Source organism: Paraburkholderia sediminicola (assembly GCF_046030555.1).
Lineage (GTDB): Bacteria > Pseudomonadota > Gammaproteobacteria > Burkholderiales > Burkholderiaceae > Paraburkholderia > Paraburkholderia sediminicola_E.
Window position 1 is genome coordinate 16059 of the sequence record NZ_JAQQCH010000041.1, and the last position, 23212, is coordinate 39270.

Genomic DNA, 23212 nt, shown 5'->3' on the forward strand with positions numbered 1-23212 from the left:
GCCGTTTCGTTTATGAGATTTCCCCAAACCTATAATCGCGCCGCGAAAAAGAGCGCGTCAGGTGGCGCGTTCGGGAACTCAAGGAAGCGAAGCGATGAGTATCAATGTGATTCAGCTGATTCAGTCCGCGATGACGGACGGTGTCGTGCGACAGCTGGCGGGCCGCTTCGGGCTGCCGCCGGACGCGACCCAGAAGGTGCTTGCAACAACCGGCCCGGCGCTAGTTGCCGGCCTGATGCAAAAGGGCGCGACACTCGACGGCGCGCGTTCGCTGTTCGCGGCGATCCTCTCGCCTGAGGTGAACGGGCACATCGCCGAGCAGCTGCCGCAGCTGCTCGGCACGACTACCGGTGTGAGCCAGCTGGAAGGCGCGGGGCGTCAATTGCTCGAACGCGTGCTCGATCGCCGCGTCGATACGCTCAGCGACGAAGTCGCGAATCAAACCGGCGTGCCGGCGCATGCGACGCATGCCATAACGGGCATCGTCGGCGCAACGCTGCTGGGCCTGCTGAAGCGGCATTTTCTCGAGGGTCAGGGTAACGTCGGCCAACTGCCGACACTGCTGGGCCATCAACTGCCGGCTATTGCGCCGTACCTGAACGACCGTCTGATGACAGGCCTCGGCCTGAGCGGACTCGGCGCGTTCACCGGCAATATTCTGTCGCAGTTAAAAGCGGTCTCGGCGCACATCGACCATCCGACGCCTGCCGCCAAGCCGGTGGCCGAAGCCCTGTCGAGCATCCGTGTGCCCGCCGACGCGGTGGTACGCGAAGAGCGCCGTTCGCGCACATGGCTCTGGTGGCTGCTTGCGGCAATCGCCGCCGTGCTGGCCTTCCTGTTCCTGCGTGGTTGTCATAGCGAACAACAGGGTGAACAACAACCCGAGCGCGCCAGCGCGGGAGCCGTGGCCGCTGCGCAGTCTGCGTCCGCTCCGGCTGAAGCCTCGGCCGCCGCAGTACCGGCCAGCGATGTCGCGGCTTCGACGCCCGGGGCCAGCGCCGCGGCAGCAAGTGCCGCCAGCGAAACGGAGCAACCCGCCGCCGCGCCCGCCGCGACCAAAGATAGCCAGCTCAGCTTCGCGGTCGACGCCGCCGGCAAGCCGACGCTCACCGCGACGGTCGGCAGCGAAGCCGAAAAGACTCAACTGATCGACGCGCTGACAAAGCGCTTCGGCGCTGACCATTTCGTCGCGAACGTCACGGTCGACCAGGACACCAAGCCGGCCGACTGGCTCGCTCATCTGGACGGCCTGCTGCCGCTGATGGCATTGCCGGGCGCGGAAGTGAAAGTGGACGGCGCGCACATCGAACTGAGCGGCAGCGCGGCGAACGCGAAGCTCGGCTGGCTCGATAAATTGAAGTCGCTGTTCGGTGCGTCGTATCAGATCGGTTCGTTCAACGTCGAACAGGCGGTCGCAAACGCAACCGAGAACTTCCGCGGCGCGATCAAGGGCCTGCTCACGCCGGATAGCTCGTGCGCGGCAGCGGACGTGGTCAAGGTGCTGAACCTGCAGGTGATCAACTTCACGAGCGCCAGCGCTCACGTGCCGGTCTCGGCGATTGAGGATCTGAACCAGTCGGCGCAAGTGCTGAACGCGTGCGCACGCAATGGCAAGATGGCCAAGCTCGAAGTGGCCGGTTATTCGGACAATGTCGGCGGCGCACAAGCCAATCTGCAACTGTCGAAGAAGCGCGCTGAAGCGGTTCGTGCGTATCTTGTGAAGACGGGCGTGCCGGCGGCTTCGCTGATCGCGCAAGGTTACGGCGACGCGCGCCCGGTCGCGAGCAACGATACCGCGAGCGGCCGCTTTGCCAACCGTCGCATTGAGTTCGTCGCGCAGCAATAATAACGGCGTTCACTGAGGGTTCGTTGATCGCTCAGTGAACGTTTATTGAACCTTCAAGGTAAGCCGTTGAGGTGAGCCCAAAAAAACATGCCGCCCGGTTCGCGCCAGGCGGCATGTTGTCATTTGGCTGGCCGCATTTGTGGTGGCCGCTTTTGCGCTGGCCGCGTTTGCGGTGGCGACATTTACGGCGACGGCGACGGCGTTTGCGGCGGCGGTGTCTGAACCGGCGCCGTGATACCGGTTATGCCGATACCCGGCCCCAGCATGAAATCGTCGCCTGCCTGGCCCGGCAGCGCCTCGCGAGCCACCTCTAGCCACGCGCGCGCCGCATGCGACAGATAGCCATTTCGGCGCCAGCCGATTGCCATCTCCCACGGAATCTCTGGTTCCACCACCGGCCGGCAGGTGAACTGCGCCGCGTCGAGCCGCCGGCAGTACGGCGCCGGCAGTAGTGCAATGCCGACGCCCGCCAGCACCAGTGCCGCCATGAAATCCCAGTGCCCGCTTCGTCCGACGATGGTCGGCGCAAAGCCGGCGGTGCGGCACGCATTCAATACGACATCATTGAGCGCGAGGCTCTCGCCGTAGAACACGAACGGCTCGTTGGCGAGTTCGGCGAGCGGCACTTCGTGCAGATCGTCCCAGCGGGAGCCCGTGCGCGCGACCAGCCACAGCAATTGCCGTGTCATCGGTAACACCTCGATGTTGTCCGGGTCGACCGGTTGCAGCACGCCGCCTAATTCAAGCTCACCGTGGATCAGCGCGGCTTCGATTGCGCGCGAACCCTGCTCGAACAGCTTCAGTTCGATTTTCGGGTAGCGCTGGCGGAAGGCGGCGATGGCCGGCGTGAACAGCGAGCCGCCCATCGGCGGAATGCCGATGGTCAGCTCGCCGCGACCGAGCGTGTCGAGATCGTTCAGCTCGGCCTGCAATTGAGCGTGCGCGGCGAGGACGTCCTGACCGCGCTGGTAGACGATCCGGCCGGCGTCGGTCAGCACCATCTGGCGCCCGTCGCGCAATAGCAGCGGCGAGCCGATTTCGTCTTCCAGAGACTTGACCATCTTGCTGATGGTCGGCTGCGTGACGAACATCTGCTCAGCGGCGACAGTGAAGCTCTGTTGACGGACCACTTCGACGAAATACCGCAGCGCACGTAGTTCCACGATCTCAGTCTCCAGAATTCCAAATTGGAATGATCTGAGTGATTGTAAGTCATTATATTTATGCCGCGGACGCAACCGGATGACGCACGTCGTATCGACGCCGTTCGCGCGTGCTGTCTTCGGCAGGATTCACGCGCCGAAGGATCTGAGCGCATTGATGGTGATCGTGACAGGAGTGTGAGCGACACTGTTCGGCGAACTCGAGCACGTCGCTTTTCCAGGATGGGCGCCGCCGGAAACGGGATAACATCGACGGTTCCCTACGTTCGGCCTGCAGCGCCCGTTTCAGTTCATGACACCCATCTCGATCATCATTCCCTGCTACAACGGCTCGGCGACGCTCGCCCGCGCGCTCCAAAGTTGCCTGATTCAGCCGGACGCCGCGCAGATCATCGTGGTGGACGACGGCTCGACTGATGCTTCCACCGACCTCGTCGCACATTACGGTCGCCTCGACCCTCGTGTGTGTCTGCTGCAGATGCCGTACAACGGTGGCCCGGCTCGGGCGCGCAACTGGGGCGCGATGCATGCGCCTCACGGTCTGCTGGCCTTCCTCGACGCCGACGATGAATACCTGCCCGGCGCGTTAGCCGCCGCGAGCGCGTTTCTCACCCAGAACCCGAAGGAAGTGTCCGTGCGGCTCGACGTCGACTACACGGATTTTCCGGCTGACATCGTCCGTCACCCCGGTTTCGACAAGCATGCCGCCACGCTCAGCAATACCGTGCCGAGCAGCCTGATCATCCGTCGCGCGGTGTATGCCGCACTTGGCGGCTTCCCGATGGATGACGCGTTCCGCCGCATCGGTGGTGAAGACGGCGCGTTTTCGTGGGCCCTGCGCGAGATTTTCGGCAACCGGCGTCTGGACGACGCGAAGCGCGTGCGCATGCATTACCACGCGGGCATTCACGCTGAACGTTATTTCCGCATCGCACTTGGCTTGGAGACGCCGGATCCTGCCGACGTGGCCGAGGCATTCCGGTTTTCGAGGCAGTTCCTCGAAGCAGCGCGCGCGGGCATCGAGCCATTGCGCACGGCTAGCGTCGCTGCCGACGCAGCCGCATCTGCGCTCCCGAATCAAGCCGCATAGTCACCAACCCGGCACCAACCCGGCACCAACCCGGCACCAACCCGATCCACGCCCCGAAGCCATCTCGATTTGCTACAATCGCCGTTCGTCTCCGAGGAGCGTTGCGACGGGTACCGCGAATCAGCATGTTCGCCGGCCGCCCGCCAGGCTCGGAGGCTTCAATCGGAGGGCCAGGATGCGCATAGCGCTCCCATCCACCGCATCGAACCGCGCTCACGTCAAATTTCTAGTCAATTTTTTAGAAAGGAGGGCGTGATGAACGCCGCAGTTCTCGATTCAAATTCCAAGCAGGATTTCCTCGTCGCCGATATGTCGCTTGCAGCCTGGGGCCGCAAGGAACTGAACATCGCTGAAACCGAAATGCCCGGCCTCATGCAGACGCGCGAGGAATACAAGAGCTCGCAGCCGCTGAAGGGCGCGCGCGTCGCGGGTTCGCTGCACATGACGATTCAAACCGGCGTGCTGATCGAAACTTTGACGGCGCTCGGCGCAGACGTTCGCTGGGCATCGTGCAATATTTTCTCGACGCAGGATCATGCAGCCGCCGCGATTGCGGCAGGCGGCGTGCCGGTGTTCGCATTCAAGGGCGAATCGCTCGACGAATACTGGGAGTTCTCGCACCGCATTTTCGAATGGCCGAATGGCGAATTCGCCAACATGATCCTCGACGACGGCGGCGATGCCACGTTGTTGCTGATCCTCGGCTCGAAGGCTGAAAAAGACCGCTCGGTCATCTCGAAGCCGGAAAACGAAGAAGAAGTGGCGCTGTACAAGTCGATCGCGAAGCATCTCGACGCGGATCCGGTGTGGTACTCCACGCGTCTCGCGCATATCAAGGGCGTGACGGAAGAAACCACAACGGGCGTGCATCGTCTGTATCAGATGGAAAAGGAAGGGCGCCTGCCGTTCCCGGCCATCAATGTGAACGATTCGGTCACGAAGTCGAAGTTTGACAATCTGTATGGCTGCCGCGAATCACTCGTCGACGGTATCAAGCGCGCAACCGACGTGATGATCGCGGGCAAGATCGCGGTTGTTGCCGGTTACGGCGACGTGGGCAAGGGTTGCGCGCAATCGCTGCGCGGCCTGGGCGCCACGGTGTGGGTCACGGAAATCGATCCGATCTGCGCACTGCAGGCGGCAATGGAAGGCTATCGCGTCGTGACGATGGAATATGCGGCCGACAAGGCCGACATCTTCGTGACGGCAACGGGCAACTTCCACGTGATCGGCCACGATCATATGGCAGCCATGCGCAACAACGCGATTGTCTGCAACATCGGTCACTTCGATTCGGAAATCGACGTCGCATCGACGCGCCAGTACACGTGGGAAAACATCAAGCCGCAAGTCGACCACATCATTTTCCCGGACGGCAAGCGCGTCATCCTGCTGGCTGAAGGCCGCCTCGTGAACCTGGGTTGCGCGACGGGCCATCCGTCGTTCGTGATGTCGGCATCGTTCACGAACCAGACGATCGCGCAGATCGAGCTGTTCGTTCACGGCGACAAGTACGAAAACAAGGTCTATGTCTTGCCGAAGCACCTTGATGAAAAGGTGGCGCGTCTGCATCTGGGCCGTATCGGCGCAGAACTGACGGTGCTGTCGGACTATCAGGCAGGCTATATCAGCGTCGACAAGAACGGCCCGTTCAAGCCGAATCATTACCGCTATTAAGTCACGCAAGTCACGCGACTAAGTAAGATTAAGCACGCGGGCGGTTTAAACGCATGACAGTTTGACGACAGGGCGGCGCGTAATGCGCCGCTTTGTTCGCCATGCCCGCCTCTTTCCGTTCAAACGGACATCCTGCCTCAAAGGAGCTCTACATGACCGTGCTGCTGACCTGGCTGATCAACGCGCTGGCGCTTCTGATCATCACCTACCTCGTACCGTCGATTCATATCCGCAGTTTCGGCACCGCCTTGATCGTCGCGGTAGTGCTCGGGTTGATTAATACGATCCTGCGACCGGTGCTGATCCTGTTGACGCTGCCCGTCACGATCGTCACCCTCGGCCTCTTCATTCTGGTGGTCAATGCGCTGTGCTTCTGGTTATGCGCGTCGCTCCTGAAGGGATTCGAAGTGTCGGGTTTCTGGTCGGCGTTCTTCGGCTCGATTCTGTACAGCATCGTTTCGTGGCTGCTGTCCGCGCTTATTTTCGGCAACCGCAGTATCGGTTGATCTACTGAATCATGAACCCGATCGAACTTTCATTCGAATTCTTCCCGCCGAAAACGCAGGAAGGCGTCGACAAGCTGCGCGCCACCCGCGCGCAGCTCGCGTCGCTCAAGCCCAAGTTCGTGTCCGTCACGTTCGGCGCCGGCGGCTCGACGCAGCAGGGCACGCTCGATACCGTCGTCGATATGGCGAAGGAAGGGCTCGAAGCGGCGCCGCACGTGTCGTGCATCGGCTCGTCAAAAGAGAGCCTGCGCGCGATCCTCAACGAGTACCGCGCACATGGCATCCGCCATATCGTCGCGCTGCGCGGCGATCTGCCGTCCGGCATGGGCGAAGTCGGCGAGCTGCGTTATGCGTCGGAACTGGTGAGCTTCATCCGCGCCGAGTTCGGCGACTGGTTCTGGATCGAGGTGGCCGGTTATCCCGAGTACCATCCGCAGTCGCGCTCACCGCGTCACGATCTGGAAAACTTCGCTAGCAAGGTGAGGGCCGGCGCCAATTCGGCGATCACGCAGTATTTCTTCAACGCGGACGCGTATTTCCGTTTCGTCGACGATGTGAGGAAGCTTGGCGTGGACGTGCCGATCGTGCCGGGCATCATGCCGATCACGAACTTTTCGCAGTTGATGCGTTTCTCGGAGATGTGCGGCGCGGAAGTGCCGCGCTGGGTCGCGCGCCGGCTGGAAAGTTTCGGCGACGACCGCGAGTCGATCCGCGCGTTCGGGCTGGATGTGGTGACGGACCTGTGCGGGCGTCTCATCGACGCGAAGGTGCCGGGCCTGCACTTCTACACGCTCAATGGCGCAGCGGCGACCAAGGCGATCTGCGAACGGCTGGGCGTTTAAGTTCTAAGTAGCCTCTGTACAAAGCCGCGTGGCTTATCGAGTCGCGCGGCTTTTTTACGCCGAAAATCTCGTGTTTGGGCAGTCCGGGCATCGTGAGCCGGCACGCCTGCGCTTGAATCGTGCGTTATCGTGCCTCAAGGCCTGTTGTGCGTCGTCGCCTTGTATCGGGCCGTCACGTACAGAAGTGCCAGCCTTGCAATTCCATTCTTAAACCGCTGCTGCGGCGCAGCAAATATGTGCCAGCGGCGTTTTCCTGCGGCGTATAAGCCCGCATTGAACCCGATTTTTGTGCTGTCTATGATCGAAGCGCAGCTGACTTGGCTGCTGTGCGGAGAACAAGATGACAGTATCCCGATTGCTGTTTGCAGTTCGCCATACCTGTCTGCCGGTCTTGAGTGCCTGCGTGGTCCTCGCTGCCGGCCTCACGCCCGCCACAGCCACCGCGGCCGGCTTGCCCGACAAAACCCTCGTGTTCTGCTCCGAAGGCAGTCCTGCCGGCTTCGATTCCGCGCAGTACACCACTAGCGTCGAATTCACCGCCGCCTCGTACACGGTCTATAACCGCCTTGTCGAGTTCGCCCGCGGCAGCACCGATATCGAGCCAGGCCTCGCCGAAAAGTGGGATGTGTCGCAGGACGGTCTCCAATACACGTTCCACCTGCGGCACGGCGTGAAGTTTCAGACCACCTCGTTCTTCAAGCCGACCCGCGAATTCAATGCCGACGACGTTGTCTTCACTTACCAGCGGATGCTGGATCCCGACCAGCCGTTCCGTAAGGCGTACCCGGTTCCGTTTCCCTATTTCGTCGATCTCGGGCTGGCCAAGAACATCGCCAAGGTCGAGAAGCTGGATCCGTACACGGTGCGTTTTACGCTTAAGGAGGTCGATGCGCCGTTCCTGCAGCAGATCGCGATGCCGTTCGCATCGATTCTGTCGGCGGAATACACGGATCAACTGCTGAAAGCCGGCAAGGCTTCCGATATCAACCAATACCCGGTCGGCACCGGGCCGTTCATTTTCCGCAGCTATACGAAGGACGACACGATCCGCTTCGACGGCAATCCCGACTACTGGAAACCGGGCGTCGTAAAGGTCGGCAAGCTCCTCTTCTCGATCACCACGGATCCGGCCGTGCGGCTGCAGAAGCTGAAACGTGGAGAATGTCAGGTGATGAGCTACCCGCGTCCTGCGGATATCCCGCAGATCAAGGCCGACTCGTCGCTGGCCCTGCCGAGTGAGGTCGGCTTCAATCTGGGCATCCTCGGGTACAACACGACGAAAAAACCGCTCGACAACGTGCTGGTGCGACGTGCGCTGGATATGTCGGTCAACAAGAAAGCGATTATCGAGTCGGTATATCAGGGCGCCGGGCAAATCGCGACGAATCCCATGCCGCCGACCCAATGGGGCTACGACAAGAACCTGAAAGACGCGCCTTATGACGTTGATAAGGCCAAGGCGTTGCTGAAGGAGGCGGGCTACCCGGACGGCTTTGATCTTACGCTGTGGGCCATGCCGGTACAGCGGCCCTACAACCCGAACGCCCGGCTGATGGCCGAAATGCTACAGGCCGACTGGGCGAAGATTGGCGTCAAGGTGACGATTGCCACGTACGAGTGGGGCGAGTACATCCGCCGCGCCCATGCCGGCGAACACGAGGCAATCCTGATCGGCTGGACGGGCGACTACGGCGATCCTGACAATTGGCTTGGTGTGCTGCTGGGTTGCGATGCGGTGAAGGGCAGCAATTTTTCCAAATGGTGCTACAAACCGTTCGACGACCTGATCAGGAAGGCTCGTGGCACCACCGATCTCGCCGAGCGCACCAAGGACTACGTGGAAGCGCAGGAGATCTTCAAGCAGCAGGTGCCGTTTACGCCGATTGCCCACTCCACCGTCTACCAGCCGATCAGCAAAGACGTCACGGGCTTCAAGATCGACCCGTTCGGTCCGACGCAATTCATGGGTGTCGGCCTGAGATAGCCGCCGGTAACGCCCGGTGGGCCGCTTTTTGCCGAGGCCGCCTCTAACGTCGCACGTTCCGGCCAGCGCCGGCGTGCGACCGCCCTTATGCCCCATCTGTTTCCGATCGTCAACCGGGGTATTTTCCTCCGCTTGTTGGGGCGAGCCAAGCTCAAGTAAGATCGCGCTACGCTGGCGGAAGCCGGCCCCGATCCTGGAGGAAACATGAAGCAAAACAATCTGTTGCGCGCCGCGCGTGTTACGACGCTCGTCGCAGCTGCAGCGGCATCGATGCTGGGCGCTACGAGCGCCCATGCCGAGATCCCGAACAAAACACTCGTTTACTGCTCAGAAGGCAGCCCTGCGGGTTTCGATCCGGCCCAGTACACGACTGGTGTCGACTTCACGGCCAACACGTTCACCGTTTATAACCGCCTCGTTGAGTTCGAGCGCGGCGGCACGAAAGTCGAGCCGGGTCTGGCAGAAAAGTGGGATGTCTCGCCGGATGGCAAGACCTACACGTTCCATCTGCGCCATGGTGTGAAGTTCCAGACCACGTCGTTCTTCAAGCCGACGCGCGAATTTAACGCGGACGACGTCGTGTTCACGTTCCAGCGCATGCTGGACACCAACCAGCCGTTCCGTAAGGCGTACCCGGTTCAGTTCCCGTACTTCACGGACATGGGCCTCGACAAGCTGATTACCAGCGTCGAAAAGGTCGATCCGTACACGGTCAAGTTCACGCTGAAGGAAGTCAACGCGCCGTTCATCCAGAATCTGGCGATGGAATACGCGTCGATCCTCTCGGGTGAATACGCGGACCAGTTGCTGAAGGCCGGCAAGGCTGCCGATATCAACCAGTACCCGGTCGGCACGGGCCCGTTCATCTTCCGCAGCTACACGAAAGACGCGACGATCCGCTTCGACGGCAATCCGGATTACTGGAAGCCGAACGCAGTGAAGATCTCGAAGCTGATCTTCTCGATCACGCCGGATGCCGGCGTGCGCGTGCAGAAGATCAAGCGCGACGAATGTCAGGTGATGAGCTATCCGCGTCCGGCCGACATCGCACCGCTGAAGGCTGAAGCCAATATCGCGATGCCGTCGCAGCCGGGTTTCAACCTCGGCTACCTCGCGTACAACGTGACGCACAAGCCGGTGGACAAGGTTGAAGTGCGTCAGGCGCTCGACATGGCGATCAACAAGAAGGCGATCATCGAGTCGGTGTATCAGGGCGCAGGTCAGGCCGCGACGAATCCGATGCCGCCGACCCAATGGTCGTACGACAAGAATCTGAAGAGCGCATCGTACGATACGGACAAGGCCAAGGCTTTGTTGGCCAAGGCCGGTTATCCGAACGGCTTCGACATCACGCTGTGGGCGATGCCGGTGCAGCGCGCGTACAACCCGAACGCCCGTCTGATGGCGGAAATGATCCAGGCCGACTGGGCGAAGATCGGCGTGAAGGCGAAGATCGTCACGTATGAATGGGGCGAGTACATCAAGCGCGCTCACGCAGGTGAAGACGACACGATGCTGATCGGCTGGACCGGCGACAACGGCGATCCGGATAACTGGCTCGGCACGTTGCTCGGCTGCGAAGCGATTAACGGCAACAACTTCTCGAAGTGGTGCTACAAGCCGTTCGACGATCTGATCCAGAAGGGTCGCGAGTCGTCCGATCAAGGCGCGCGCACGACGGCGTACATGCAGGCGCAGCAGATTTTCGCGCAGCAACTGCCGTTCTCGCCGATCGCTCACTCGACCGTGTACCAGCCTGTCAGCAAGAAGGTGGTCGACATGCGCATCGAGCCGCTTGGTTACGCGCGCTTCGACGGCGTCAGCGTCAAGTAAAGGTAATACAGTCAAGCTTACGCAGTAGCTTTTCGTACCGTTAGAAAACTGGTCGAAATGGTCCGGCGACCGGGGTCACAAGCCCTCGTCGCCGGTTGCGTTTTTTCTTCATCAAGACCATAGGGACGAACCATGTTCCGCTTTGTTTTGCGCCGCATCGGCATGGTGATACCGACGTTCATCGGCATCACGATCCTCGCGTTCGCGCTGATTCACCTGATACCGGGCGATCCCATCGAAGTGATGATGGGCGAGCGCGGCGTCGATCCGGCCATGCATGCCGCCGCATTGCATCGCCTCGGGCTCGACGAGCCACTGCCGATGCAGTACATCCACTATGTCGGCCGCGCCATGCACGGCGACCTCGGCACTTCGATCATCACCAATACCAGCGTGATGGGCGAATTCCTCGCACGCTTTCCCGCCACCATCGAATTATCGATATGCGCGATGCTGTTTGCGCTGATCGTCGGCTTGCCGGCGGGCGTGTTCGCGGCGCTCAGGCGCGGCACGGTGGTCGATCACGGCGTGATGGGCACGGCCCTGACCGGCTACTCGATGCCGATTTTCTGGTGGGGTTTGATCCTCATCATGTTCTTTTCCGTGGACCTCGGCTGGACGCCGGTGTCGGGCCGCATCGCGGTCGAATACGACATTCCGCACGTGACTGGCTTCATGCTGATCGACGCCTTGATGTCCACCGACGAAGGCGCGTTCAAATCCGCGCTCAGCCATCTGATTTTGCCGGCCATTGTGCTTGGCACGATTCCATTGGCTGTTATCGCCCGGATGACGCGTTCGTCGATGCTCGAAGTGCTGCGCGAAGACTACATCCGCACTGCGCGTGCGAAGGGTTTGTCCCCCGCCCGCGTGATCATCGTGCATGCGTTGCGTAATGCGCTGATTCCGGTCGTGACCGTGATCGGTTTGCAGGTCGGCACGTTGCTGGCCGGCGCGGTGCTGACCGAGACGCTGTTTTCGTGGCCGGGTATCGGCAAGTGGCTGATCGACGCGATCGGCCGGCGCGACTATCCGGTGGTGCAGGGCGGTATTCTGATGATCGCTACGCTGGTGATCGTCGTGAACCTCGTCGTCGATCTGTTGTACGGCGTGTTGAACCCGCGCATTCGCCATACGAGGTAAATATGAACCCCCACGCAAACTTGCGTTCGCTGCCCCCCGAGGGGGCGCATGGCGCCCTTGAGGCGGCTCTGCGGGAGGCATGAACAGATCATGGCAGACATACAAAATACAGTCCCCCAATCGGTGACGCCGCCAAGCGGCCGCGCCATCGCCGCCCGCGAATTCTGGGCGAATTTCTCGCGTAACCGCGGTGCGGTCGCCGCCGGCATCATTGTGCTGGCGCTGATTTTCATCGCTATCTTCGCGCCGTTGATCGCGCCGCACAGCCCGATCGAGCAGTATCGCGACTTCGTGAAAATCCCGCCCGCGTGGCTCGACGGCGGCAACTGGAAGTTCATTCTCGGTACCGACGAAGCAGGCCGCGACATCCTCTCGCGTCTGATGTACGGCGCGCGGCTGTCGTTCTGGATCGGCTTCGTCTCGGTCGTGCTCGCGCTGCTCCCGGGCATCGTGCTCGGTTTGATCGCGGCATTCTTCGAGAAGTGGGCCGATACGCCGATCATGCGCATCATGGACGTGCTGCTCGCATTGCCGTCGCTGCTGCTCGCAGTCGCGGTGGTCGCGATCATCGGCCCGGGGCTCGTCAATACGATGCTCGCGATTGCGATCGTCGCGTTGCCGGGCTATGTGCGTTTGACGCGCGCCTCGGCACAAGGCGAATTGCAGAAGGAATACGTGACGGCTTCGCGGGTTGCAGGCGCGAGCACGCTGCGGTTGATGTTCTCGCAAGTGCTGCCGAACTGCACCGCACCGTTGATCGTGCAGGCTACGCTGGGTTTTTCGTCGGCGATTCTCGATGCGGCGGCACTCGGCTTCCTCGGGCTCGGCGTGCAGCCGCCGTCGGCGGAGTGGGGCGCGATGCTGGCCTCGGCGCGCGACTATATCGACAGCGCCTGGTGGATCGTCACGATGCCAGGTCTCTCCATTCTGATCTCGGTGCTCGCGATCAATCTGCTCGGCGACGGGCTGCGCGACGCACTCGATCCCAAACTGAAGCGGATGGCCTGAATGGAACAACCTCCACGTTCAACTCATTCGCTGCCCCCCGAGGGGCCGGGCCAGCACGCTTCGGGCGACCATGCGCGTACTGACGGTAACTTATTGACCATCCGCAATCTGGCGGTGAACTTCAACGGCCTGCCCGCTGTCGATCGGATTAACCTCGATGTCGCGCCGGGCGAAGTCGTCGGCGTGGTCGGCGAATCGGGCTCGGGCAAAAGCGTGACGATGATGGCGCTGATGGGCCTGATCGATGCGCCGGGCATAGTCACCGCGGATGAGATCACCTTCAACGGCAAGAACCTGCTGAAGGCAACGGCGAGAGAACGCCGCAAGATCATCGGCAAAGACATCGCGATGGTGTTCCAGGACGCGCTCACCAGTCTGAATCCGAGCTACACGGTCGGCTATCAGATCAAGGAAGTGCTCAAGCTGCACGAAGGTCTGCGCGGCAGCGCGTTGGACAAACGCGCGCTGGAGTTGCTCGACCAGGTCGGCATTCCGGACGCGAAGAGTCGCATCACGTCGTTCCCGCATCAGATGTCGGGCGGCATGAATCAGCGCGTCATGATCGCGATGGCGATTGCCTGCAACCCGAAGCTGCTGATCGCCGACGAACCCACCACCGCGCTCGACGTGACGATCCAGGCGCAGATCATGGAGTTGCTGATCAAGCTGCAGAAGGAACGCGGCATGGCGCTTGTGCTGATCTCGCACGATCTGGCGGTGGTGTCCGAAGTCGCGCAGCGCGTCGCGGTCATGTACGCTGGCGAAGTGATCGAAACCAACCGCGTGCCGGACATCTTCGCGGCGCCGCATCATCCGTACACGGAAGCGTTGCTGGCGGCGATTCCTGAGCACAATGTCGGCGCGGTGCGGCTTGCTGCATTGCCGGGCATGGTGCCGGGGCGTGACGACCGGCCGAAAGGCTGTCTCTTCGCACCACGCTGCAAGTACGTGGTCGATGACTGCATGAAGGCGCGGCCGGCACTCGCGCCGCTGCAAGACCACGCGGAAGTTGCGCGCGTGCGCTGCATCAAACCCCTGAACCTGAGCGGCGACGCCAACGTTCACACTCATGGAGGCGCACGATGAACGCAGTACTCGAACCGCGGCGCCAGTCGGACCATGCGGGCGATCACGTGCTGGTCGCCGACAAGCTTGCGCGTTACTACACGGTGAAGCGGGGCATGTTCACGTCCGGCACGGTGAAGGCGCTCAACGGGGTTTCATTCGCGCTCGAGCGCGGCAAGACCTTGGCAGTAGTCGGCGAATCCGGCTGCGGCAAATCGACGCTCGCGCGGCAACTCACCATGATCGAAGCGCCCAGCGCGGGCCGCCTGTTGATCGACGGTGAAGATGTGGCCGGCGCCGATCACGCGAAGATCGCCGCGTTACGGCGGCGCGTGCAGATGGTGTTTCAGAACCCGTTTGCCTCACTGAATCCGCGCAAGACGGTCGAGCAGACGCTCGGCGAACCGCTCGCGATCAACACGCAATTGAGCGTTTCCGAACGCGCTGAACGGATCGCGCAGATGATGCGTACGGTCGGCCTGCGTCCGGAACATGCAAAGCGCTATCCGCACATGTTCTCGGGTGGTCAGCGGCAACGTGTGGCGATCGCGCGCGCGATGATTCTCGATCCGCAGATCGTGGTCGCCGATGAACCGGTGTCCGCGCTCGACGTGTCGATCCAGGCGCAGATTCTCAATCTGTTCATGGATCTGCAGGAGCAGTTCAAGACCAGCTATGTGTTCATCTCGCACAACCTCTCGGTGGTGGAGCATATTGCCGACGATGTGATGGTGATGTACTTCGGTGGCGTGGCGGAGCTCGGCGACAAGAAGCGGATTTTCTCGAATCCGCGGCATCCGTACACGCGCGCGCTGATGTCGGCCACGCCTTCGATCTTCGAAGCGGATCGCACGATCAAGATCAAGCTGCAAGGCGAAATGCCCTCGCCGCTGAATCCGCCGTCGGGTTGCACGTTCCATCAGCGCTGCCCTTACGTGATCGACCGTTGCCGTAGCGAAGAGCCGAAGTTGCGCGAAGTGGATGGTCGTCAGGTGTCATGTCACCGCGCCGAGGAGGTGGGGGACATGGATGCCTGATGCAGTGGCGGCGCGTCGTCTTACGCGCCGCTCGCGTAATGGCGGCCGCAACGCTGCTTTGGCGCGGCGCTGGGGAGCACGCGCACTGACCGGTGCCGCGCTCTTTGGTGTTTGTTCCGTTTTTCACCTGAGCGCGGGGCTGATCGGCGTCGCGCATGCGGCCGGCGCAGCCGCCAACGCACCGTCTCAGGCAGGGCGGCCGGCGATGCCGGTGCCCAATCTGCCTGCGCCGCCACGCGCCACCTTACCGGGTTTCAATCCGCCGCCCGCCGCTCGGGGCACTACGGCGAGCGGACCCGTGCAAACGCAGCCGGCGCGCATGCCGTTCTATGTCGCGACGCGCGGCACCACGACCCTCTACGTGCTCGGCACGTTGCACGTGGGCGATCCCGCCGACTATCCGGCGAGGCAACCGTTCCGCGCGCCAATCCTCGGCGCACTGGCGGCCTCGCCGACGCTGGCGCTCGAACTCTCGCCCGACGAACTGCTGGTGTCGCAAGACGACGTGTCGAAGTACGGCATATGCCGCCGGGACTGTCTGCCGGGCCTGCTGCCCGAGCCTTTGTGGCGCAAGCTGGCCTTTCGCCTGCGGGGCAATCCCGCGGCGCTGGATGAAATCAAGAAGATGCGGCCATGGCTCGCGTCGCTGGTGGTCGAAACCTATGATTCATTGAGTGCCGGTTTGCAGACTGAGTACGGCACGGAAGCGCAATTGCAGAACGTGTATATCAGGACGCGCGGCAAGATCGTCGGTCTCGAGACGCTGCATCAGCAGATGCGCGCATTCACCAGCCTCACACTTGCGCAGCAGCGCGAAATGCTCGCGCAGGACCTGGTGCAGACGCCTGCTGAAAATGTCGACGATGTGAAGACGTTGCATCGATTGTGGCGAGTGGGGGATGCCGATGCGATTGCGGCCTGGCAGGCGGCGAAGTCCGAAAAGCTGGCACGCGACAAACGCGTCTCCGACTCGATCGACAACAGGATCGTGTACGAGCGCAACCGGCGTTTTGTGTCACGGATGCTGCTGATCGCCGGGCCGAATAAGCCCGTGTTCGTGGCGATCGGCGCGTTGCATCTGGGTGGCCGCAAGGGTGTGCTGCAGCTTTTGCGGCAGCACGGGTTCGTGGTGGATGCGTGGTGAGGTTATTGGTCCTGCAGCGCTTTGGCGACTTCGGCGACTACCGGCGCCCAATCGCCCAGCAACTTCTGCCGGAATAATTTCATTGTCGGATACCACGGCGAATCGCTGCGCTCTTCGAGCCAACGCCAGTCCGAGTTGGCGGGCAACAGCACCCACGTCGGTTTGCCCAGTGCGGCCGCCAGGTGCGCCACGCCGGTGTCCACAGCAATCACCAGATCGAGACTCATGATGAGCGCGGCGGTGTCGTCGAAGGTATGCAGATCGGCGGTGAAATCGTGAGCGCGGAAAGCGTCAGGCGCATCGATCAATTGTGCGTGCGCGGAGCCCTTTTGCAGCGGGTACCATGCGATGCTCTCCAGTTCGCTTAGCGGGCTCAGATCGGCGAGCGCCATCGACCGGTAGCTGTCGTTGCCAAATGTCGGACTGCCGGACCACACCAGACCCACTTTGCGTTTTGCTTTGCCGGCTGCGTCCAACCGCTTGCGCCATGCCTTGATCTTTGCCTTGTCCGCAAACACGTACGGTACATCTGCGGGAATGGTCGACAGTTCGGTGTCGACGCACGACGGCACGTTCATCATCGGCACCCAGAAATCGTACTGGCCTTCGGGCTCGCCGCTGAACGCGCGGTGCACGCCTGGAATGCGCTCAGCCAGCGGCAGCAGCGGCTCACGCACGCAAATGTCGACGGTCGCGCCGAGTTGCTCGAGCACACGCGCATAGCGCAGAAACTGGAAATGATCGCCGAAACCCTGTTCGCCAACCAGCAACAGACGGCGCCCGTCGAGCGGCTCGCCATGCCACTCGGCAACACCCGGCACGGCGATCGCCTCGTAGTCGCTCTTGCGCCAGCGTTTCGCAAACTCTGCCCAACCCCGCTTGTAATCGCCGCGCTTGAGCAACAGCCACGCGAGGTTTTGATGCGCATCGGCATAGTGTGGATCGAGGTTTAGCGCGTGGCGGTAAAAGCCTTCCTCTTCGTCGAGGCGGCCCTGTGCGCCGAGCGACCCGCCGAGGCAAACCAGATTCGTGGGATTCGGCCGGAGCGCGACCGCTCGGCGATATTGCGATTCTGCACCGGCGTAGTCGCCGAGCTTGCCGATCAGACTGCCCAGATTGATATGCGCCTCGGCGTAGTCGCCGCGCAGTGCCAGGGCCCGTTCGAAACTGGCGATGGCCGCTGCGTGATCGCCTCGCGCGTTGTGCGCATTGCCCGCGTTGAAGTGCGCTTCCGCCGATTGCGGATTGAGCGACAGCGCGTTTTGATAGCAGACCAGCGCTTCTTCGTAGCGCCCGCCCTTGCTCAGCGCCGTGCCGAGGTTCAGATGCGCGTCGACCAGCGACGAATTCGCCGCCAACGCCAGCCGATACTGTCCGATCGCTTCTTCGAACGCGCCTTGCGCCTGTAGAGCGACTCCGAAGTTGTTGCGTGCGTCGGCGAAATCGGGCTGCAACTGCAACGCCTGGTCATAGCAGATCATTGCTTCGCTGGAATGGCCGAGCGCGGCAGCTACGAGACCGCGGTTGCTCCAGCAGACGGCGTCGGTACGATCGAGTTTGAGCGCTTCGCTCATCAACTCAGCGGCGAGGACATGGTCGCCGCGCTGATGTTGCAGCACGCCGAAGTAGTGCAGCGCTTTGGCGTGAGCAGGATCGAGCGCAAGGGCTTCGCGATAGAACGGTTCAGCAGTATCGAGTTGGCCGGCCTGATGCGCTTCGAGCGCGGCGTCGATCAGCGAGGCTAGATAGGTGGAGGGTTGCGCGTTGGCGGGCGCCGTGTCGGGATGGGATGGGTGTTCCATGAGAGACCTGCTGGAAAGCGCCGGCGGCGCGCATTGCACGCGTCGCCAGCGTATGTGGATGGGGAGACCATCCATCAGCTTATGTTCCGGCCCCTTTCCTGACGATCGGACGCCTCCTAAATCCGCGGCGTCTGTTTGCCGCAGGCAGATGCGCCCGACCGATTGATGAGCGTCTCGCGATGACTCGTTACGGGTCGTCACACGTCGCGCACGCGCCAATCTGGCTACTGTCTTGCTGGCGGCGGACCGGGCGCGCAGCGCCGCTTCAGCCCACACATTCGAACGCGTTGTTCGTTTATGTTTGCCGAAGCGGTGAGTCAAGATTCCTACAGGAACATCAAGAAATTCAGCAGGAAAATATTCACGACCAGCAAGGTCAGCGCAGTGGGCACCTGCACCTTGATCACCGCATTCTTATCCGGCAGTTCCAGCAGCGCGGCGGGCACCATGTTGAAGTTCGCGGCCATCGGCGTCATCAGCGTGCCGCAGTAGCCCGAGAACATGCCGATCGCGACCATGACCGCGGGATTGCCGTGAAACACGCCGACCAGAATCGGCACACCGACGCCGCCTGTCATCACCGGGAACGCGGCAAAGCCGTTGCCCATCACCATCGTGAACAGCGCCATGCCGATGCAGTACACGGCCACCGCGACAAACCGGTAGTCGAGGCTGATGTAGGCCGTGGTGACGTGCGCCACCGCCTTGCCGACGCCGGCGTCCGAGAACACGAGGCCGAGCATGCCGAGCATCTGCGGCAGCACCGCGGCCCATGACAGCGCATCGACCAGGCGGCGCGCCTCTTTCATCGACTGGCCGACGGTATCGCGCGTCATCACGCAGGCAATCGCAAGTGCGATCACGCAGCCGATACCGAAGCCGATCAGCGTGACGTTAGCCTTTTCGATCAGCGGCATGCCGCCGAAGATCAGATGGCTGGCCGACAGCGTAATGATCACGGTGACGACCGGAATCGTCAGCGCGGGCACGAACAGTTTGTTGCCGAGACGCGCGGCGCTGGCCATACGCGCTTCGAGCGACAACACTTTCGGTTTGGCCGCCGTCACACCGCCGAAGCCCGCAATCAGCGCCATCACGATCACCAGCACGCCGACTACCGAGGGCGGCAGCTTGTCACCGATCAGGAAGATCAGCGCGTAAAGGATCCAGAAACCGCCGGCGGTGAAACGGCGCGGGTGTTCCTTGTCCGTGACGATCATGCCGCCAATGATGAGCAGCACCACGCCCAGCAACCAGAACAGATAGGTAATCGTGAGCGTCATGCTTTGTCTCCTGCGGCGGATTGCGTCGGCGAAACAGCTGCGGCATTGGCAGTCGCGTTACCGCGCAGTTCGCGTTCGAGCCTGCGGTCGAGCAGATACAGGCGGAAGCCGTGAACGATGAACGCGCAGATCGCGGTCGGGATGCCCCAGACGGCTACGTGAATCGGCTCGACGACGATGCCGGCTTCTTTCAGGAAGGTCGTCATCAGCACGATCGCGCCGAAGGCGACGAAGATATCTTCACCGAAGAACAGGCCGACATTGTCAGTCGCCGCGGAGTAGGCGCGCAGCTTGAAGCGGACCGCGTCGCTGATCTTGCCGAAGCGGGTTTCAGTCGCGCCTTCGGCCATCGGCGCGATCAGCGGACGCACCATCTGCGGATGACCACCGAGACCGGTTAGGCCGACAGCGGCGGTCAGTTCCCGTACCAGCAGATAGACGATCAGCAAACGCCCCGCGGTCGCGGCCTTGATGCCGCCGATCCACGCTTGTGCGCGCTCGCGCAGGCCATGCCGTTCCAGCAGGCCGATCACCGCCAGCGGCAGCAGGATGATTAGCGGGATATTGCGGGTCTTGATGAAGCCGGTGCCGATTTCAGCGAGGATCTTTTCAGGCGGAAAGTGCGCGGCCAGACCCGTGACGATCGCGGCAACCGCCACGATCAGCATCGGATTGAACCGTAATAAAAAGCCGACAATGATGACGGCCACGCCAATGAGCGGCCATAGACTGACTGTTGTCTGCATCTGGATCTCCAAACAGGGTTTCAACCTTGCCGCTTGTGGCGGCTAACGTGGGCCGGCGCCAGGGTACCCATGCGCCGTCTTGTTGCCGCGGCTCTTGATGGCCGCCTTGCTTCGACTACACCTGCACCTGCATTTGCACTTACATCTGCTTCTGCTCACTGCGGTACTGCAATGCGTCCTGCACCTGGCAAACGCCCCGCATGAAGCGGGGCGTTCGGGGTTGGGCAACGGTTGAATCGCGCTGTCCGGCTCGCGTTGATTGGCGCCCGGATCAGACGCTCGCGGCGCCGGCCGCGTGAACTTCAATGCCGGCATCCTCTAGCGCGCTGCGGATGCGTCGCGCGAATGCCAGCGCATGCGGTCCGTCGCCATGCAGGCAGATGGTTTGCGCGTTGAGCGGCACCCAGTGTCCGTCGACCGCCTGCACGCGGCGCTCGCGCACCATGGCGAGCGTGCGCTCCAGCACCATGTCTTCGTCGTCGAGCAGTGCGCCCGGCTCCTTGCGCGGCACGAGCGAGCCGTCGGCGCGATAGCCACGGTCGGCGAATACTTCTTCGACAGCAGTCAGGCCCGCTTCGCGTGCGGCTGTCACGAGCCCGCTATTGGCGAGCGCGAACACCGCCACCGACGGATCGAAATCGTGGACCGCCGAGACGATCGCGTCGGCGATCTTCGCGTCGCGCGCGGCCTGGTTGTAGAGCGCGCCGTGTGGCTTGACGTGCGCGATGCGGCCGCCCTCGGCCTGTGCGATCGCCGACAATGCGCCGAGCTGATACAGCACGCCCGCGTAAATGTCGTTGACCGGCAGGTCCATTTCCTTGCGACCAAAATTCTCAGGATCGTTAAAGCTTGGATGCGCGCCGATCGACACGCCTTTTTGCACTGCCCAGCGCACGCAGTCGCGCATGGCGTTGGCGCCGCCCGCGTGCCAGCCGCACGCGATGTTGGCCGAGCTGACGAGATCAAGCAGCGCCTCGTCTGAGCCACAGCCTTCGCCGAGGTCGGCGTTCAAATCGATTTCCATGGTGTTCCTCTACTCTCAAGAAAGCGCCGGGCCGCCCCAAGTTTTCCGCTCCGCAGGCAATCCCCTTGGGGGATTGCCGCTTGGGGGGCCTGGTGCGAAGCGCCAGGTTCGAGGGCGCTCATTGTTACAGCGCTGCGGCCGCTGGCTGGCGCGCGCAGCGTTCTTCGTGCATGCCAATCGCGGCGTCGATCTGCCGCAAATACGTGCGTTCTTCCAGTAAAGCCTGCCGCGCCTCATAGAGCGTCGTCGGGATGAACCGGATGGCCGCGTTCAGGCGAACCTGCGCGAGCTTCCATAGATCGGCCTGGATCACGGCGCCGATCTTCGGATAGCCGCCGGTGGTCTGCGCATCGCTCATCAGTACGATCGGCTGGCCGTTCGGCGGGACCTGAATGGTGCCTGGCAACACCGCATGCGAGAGCAGATCGCTTTTCTGGGTGCGTTTTAGCTCAGCGCCGGCGAGGCGGTAACCCATGCGGTTGCTGTTCGGTGTGACGAGCCATTCATCGGACCAGAACGATTCGTGCGCTTTTTCGGTGAAGCCGTCGTACTCGGGGCCTTGCAGCACGCGGATCGGCACGGCCCACGGCACGCCGGACGGATGACGGCCGCGCCGCAGCGGTTCGTGAACCAGCACGAACTTGCACCAGGCGGGCGCTTTCACGCCGAACTCGGGCGCTTCGGGCGTAAAGCCGACGTGGCCGCGCTGCAGCGGCGCGCCGACCGGCAGACGATCGCCATCGCGCAGCGCCCGGCCGCCGAGTCCGCCGAAATGGCCCGCGAGGTCGGTGCTGCGCGAGCCGAGCATCGGCAAAACGTCGATGCCGCCGGCGATGCAGACGTAGCCGCGCATGCCGCGCCTGGCTGCGTTTAGCACCAGCTCCTGACCGGCCTGCACCGGCAGGCTCCACCATGAATAGACCGGCTTGCCGTCGAGGGTTGCGCCGAATTCGGTGCCGGTGATGGCCACGCGCGTGGCGCGCAGGAAGCGCAGCACGGTCGGGCCGAAGGTAATTTCCAGTCCGGCCGCGTCGGGCCGGTTGCCGACCAGCCGGTTACCGACTTCGAGCGACAGACGGTCGAGCGCGCCGCCCATCGCAACGCCGAGGTGCCGGTAGCCGTGACGGCCAAGATCCTGAATCGTGGTCAGAAGGCCCGCGCGAATCACATCGATCATGCGTGTATCCCCGCGACGGTAAAGCGCACCCGGTCGCCCGGTTGCAACAGCGTGGGCGGACGGCGAGCCGGATCGAACAGCGGCAGTTCGGTGCGGCCGATCAACTGCCAGCCGCCAGGCGAGGTCGCCGGATAAATACCGGTCTGCTCCCCACCGATGCCGACCGAACCGGCCGGTACTTCCAGCCGCGGCGACGAACGGCGCGGCGTGTGCAGGGCTTCATCGAGGCCGCCCATATAGGCGAAGCCCGGCTGAAAACCGAGGAAAAACACCACGTACTCGCCGTCCGCATGACGTTGCACGACCTCACGCACGCTCAGGCCGGTGTGATTGGCGACCGCTTGCAGGTCGGGGCCGAACTCGCCGCCGTATTGCACCGGGATTTCGACTTCGCGGCCGGGCGCGGGCACGTCGCTCACCGCGTTCCAGGCCGCTTGCAGGTGACCGACCAGCGCCTCGCGGTCGGCTTCGAGCGGATCGAACACGAGCGTCAGATTGTTCATGCCCGGCACGACCTCCAGCACGTGCGGCCAGTCGCGCGCAGCCTCGGCGGCCGCCCACACGCGCCGCTGGCAGTCCAGCGTGGCAGGTGGAGGCGCCTCGCAGACTAGCGCCGCATCGCCGAGCGGAAAGATTCTTGGTTGGCTCATCGTTTAATGGCCCAGATCGAGTCGGAAATGTCGAGCATATCGGACCCTATGGACATTTATCGGCATAGGGCATGCAATGTTTGAAGCGTACATTATCAATAAAATATCAACAATTTATCTATAAGCGTTTTCGCCAGGCTCCCGGGAGTGGGCCGCTCGTCGTACACTCCCGACACCTTCCCATCCTGTTTC

19 protein-coding genes, 1 pseudogene and 1 riboswitch are annotated in these 23212 nt (G+C 62.4%); of the genes and pseudogenes, 13 read left to right on the forward strand and 7 right to left on the reverse strand.

Going from position 1 to position 23212, the window contains the following annotated elements:
• Positions 1-94: 94 nt before the first annotated feature.
• Positions 95-1846, forward strand: a complete 1752-nt coding sequence (locus PQQ52_RS33025; protein ID WP_408220974.1) for an OmpA family protein — start codon at positions 95-97, stop codon at positions 1844-1846.
• 182 nt (positions 1847-2028) lie between these two features.
• Here the strand turns inward: PQQ52_RS33025 and PQQ52_RS33030 are convergent, their stop codons facing one another.
• A complete protein-coding gene (locus PQQ52_RS33030) occupies positions 2029-3009 on the reverse strand; it encodes a LysR family transcriptional regulator (protein WP_408220976.1) in 981 nt (326 codons plus the stop codon).
• A gap of 70 nt (positions 3010-3079) precedes the next feature.
• On the opposite strand from PQQ52_RS33030, the pseudogene PQQ52_RS33035 reads away from it, so the two are divergent.
• The 12 genes and pseudogenes from PQQ52_RS33035 to PQQ52_RS33090 form a co-directional block, all read left to right on the forward strand.
• A pseudogene (locus PQQ52_RS33035) lies at positions 3080-3187 on the forward strand (LrgB family protein); the annotation flags it as partial.
• Positions 3188-3301: 114 nt separating this feature from the next.
• Complete coding sequence (locus PQQ52_RS33040) at positions 3302-4099, forward strand: glycosyltransferase family 2 protein (protein WP_408220978.1); 798 nt, start codon at positions 3302-3304, stop codon at positions 4097-4099.
• Positions 4100-4186: 87 nt separating this feature from the next.
• A riboswitch (S-adenosyl-L-homocysteine riboswitch) is annotated at positions 4187-4321 on the forward strand.
• Positions 4322-4354: 33 nt separating this feature from the next.
• A complete protein-coding gene (ahcY, locus tag PQQ52_RS33045; RefSeq protein WP_325047491.1) occupies positions 4355-5776 on the forward strand; it encodes an adenosylhomocysteinase in 1422 nt (473 codons plus the stop codon).
• Positions 5777-5928: 152 nt separating this feature from the next.
• On the forward strand, positions 5929-6282 hold the full coding sequence (locus PQQ52_RS33050) for a phage holin family protein (RefSeq protein WP_028198543.1): 354 nt from the start codon (positions 5929-5931) through the stop codon (positions 6280-6282).
• Between the two features lie 11 nt (positions 6283-6293).
• Positions 6294-7124: a methylenetetrahydrofolate reductase [NAD(P)H] gene (gene metF / locus PQQ52_RS33055; RefSeq protein WP_408220980.1), complete on the forward strand. Its 831-nt coding sequence runs from the start codon at positions 6294-6296 to the stop codon at positions 7122-7124.
• Between the two features lie 340 nt (positions 7125-7464).
• A complete protein-coding gene (locus tag PQQ52_RS33060; protein ID WP_408220982.1) occupies positions 7465-9108 on the forward strand; it encodes an ABC transporter substrate-binding protein in 1644 nt (547 codons plus the stop codon).
• A gap of 204 nt (positions 9109-9312) precedes the next feature.
• On the forward strand, positions 9313-10941 hold the full coding sequence (locus tag PQQ52_RS33065; protein WP_408220984.1) for an ABC transporter substrate-binding protein: 1629 nt from the start codon (positions 9313-9315) through the stop codon (positions 10939-10941).
• Positions 10942-11073: 132 nt separating this feature from the next.
• On the forward strand, positions 11074-12084 hold the full coding sequence (locus PQQ52_RS33070; RefSeq protein ID WP_408220986.1) for an ABC transporter permease subunit: 1011 nt from the start codon (positions 11074-11076) through the stop codon (positions 12082-12084).
• 90 nt (positions 12085-12174) lie between these two features.
• Positions 12175-13092 carry an ABC transporter permease subunit gene (locus tag PQQ52_RS33075; protein WP_408220988.1) on the forward strand — a complete coding sequence of 306 codons (918 nt, stop codon included), beginning with the start codon at positions 12175-12177 and terminating at the stop codon, positions 13090-13092.
• A gap of 93 nt (positions 13093-13185) precedes the next feature.
• Positions 13186-14178 (forward strand): ABC transporter ATP-binding protein, encoded by a 993-nt coding sequence (locus tag PQQ52_RS33080; protein WP_408221014.1) that lies wholly within the window; start codon positions 13186-13188, stop codon positions 14176-14178.
• Positions 14175-15194 carry a peptide ABC transporter ATP-binding protein gene (locus PQQ52_RS33085; RefSeq protein ID WP_408220990.1) on the forward strand — a complete coding sequence of 340 codons (1020 nt, stop codon included), beginning with the start codon at positions 14175-14177 and terminating at the stop codon, positions 15192-15194. The genes PQQ52_RS33080 and PQQ52_RS33085 overlap by 4 nt, the downstream gene beginning before the upstream one ends.
• Positions 15187-16338, forward strand: coding sequence for a TraB/GumN family protein (locus tag PQQ52_RS33090; RefSeq protein ID WP_408220992.1), 1152 nt, complete (start codon positions 15187-15189; stop codon positions 16336-16338). Before PQQ52_RS33085 ends, PQQ52_RS33090 begins: the two co-directional genes overlap by 8 nt.
• 2 nt (positions 16339-16340) lie before the next feature.
• On the opposite strand, the gene PQQ52_RS33095 is transcribed toward PQQ52_RS33090, so the two are convergent.
• The 6 genes from PQQ52_RS33095 to pxpB all read right to left on the reverse strand — a co-directional run bounded on the left by PQQ52_RS33095 (position 16341) and on the right by pxpB (position 23020).
• Positions 16341-18140: a tetratricopeptide repeat protein gene (locus tag PQQ52_RS33095; protein ID WP_408220994.1), complete on the reverse strand. Its 1800-nt coding sequence runs from the start codon at positions 18138-18140 to the stop codon at positions 16341-16343.
• 326 nt (positions 18141-18466) lie between these two features.
• A complete protein-coding gene (locus tag PQQ52_RS33100; protein ID WP_408220996.1) occupies positions 18467-19423 on the reverse strand; it encodes a DUF979 domain-containing protein in 957 nt (318 codons plus the stop codon).
• Positions 19420-20169, reverse strand: coding sequence for a DUF969 domain-containing protein (locus PQQ52_RS33105; RefSeq protein WP_408220998.1), 750 nt, complete (start codon positions 20167-20169; stop codon positions 19420-19422). Before PQQ52_RS33105 ends, PQQ52_RS33100 begins: the two co-directional genes overlap by 4 nt.
• 271 nt (positions 20170-20440) lie before the next feature.
• Positions 20441-21193, reverse strand: coding sequence for a 5-oxoprolinase subunit PxpA (gene pxpA, locus PQQ52_RS33110; RefSeq protein WP_408221000.1), 753 nt, complete (start codon positions 21191-21193; stop codon positions 20441-20443).
• A 124-nt stretch (positions 21194-21317) separates the two neighbouring features.
• The gene (locus PQQ52_RS33115) at positions 21318-22370 is read right to left on the reverse strand and encodes a 5-oxoprolinase subunit C family protein (RefSeq protein WP_408221002.1); all 1053 of its coding nucleotides are present in this window, start codon (positions 22368-22370) and stop codon (positions 21318-21320) included.
• Positions 22367-23020: a 5-oxoprolinase subunit PxpB gene (pxpB, locus tag PQQ52_RS33120; protein ID WP_408221003.1), complete on the reverse strand. Its 654-nt coding sequence runs from the start codon at positions 23018-23020 to the stop codon at positions 22367-22369. Before pxpB ends, PQQ52_RS33115 begins: the two co-directional genes overlap by 4 nt.
• Between the last annotated feature and the right edge of the window lie 192 nt (positions 23021-23212).